Consider the following 418-nt stretch of genomic DNA (forward strand, 5'->3'; position numbering starts at 1 on the left):
TCGACCTTGCCGTTGGCGCTCAGGGGCAGTTCGGTGAGGTTCAGCCAGTGGTCCGGCAACATGTGTTCCGGCAACCATTGGCAGAGCCACTGGCGCATGGCTTCGGCATCCGGCAGCGCGTCGCCCATCAGGGTTGCTGCCAACTGCGGGTTGGCCCCGGGCAACACCAGGGTGACGGCACGACTGACGGCCGGATGGCGTTCCAGGGCCACGTCGATCTCACTGAGTTCGATGCGGAAGCCACGGACCTTGACCTGCTGGTCCATACGCCCGAGAAATTCGAGGCTGCCGTCGGGCCAATAACGGCCCTGATCGCCGGTGCGGTACCAGCGTTGCCCGGCGTGCTCGACGAAGCGTTGGGCGCTGAGATGCGGCAGGCCACGATAGCCCTGGGCAACCCCGGCGCCGCCGATCCACA

General features: G+C 66.5%; 1 pseudogene. It reads right to left on the reverse strand.

The features are described from left to right. Positions 1-418: pseudogene (locus tag HX846_RS37400) on the reverse strand (AMP-binding protein); the annotation flags it as partial.

Origin of the sequence: Pseudomonas sp. K5002, from assembly GCF_013386655.1 — a bacterium.
GTDB lineage: Bacteria > Pseudomonadota > Gammaproteobacteria > Pseudomonadales > Pseudomonadaceae > Aquipseudomonas.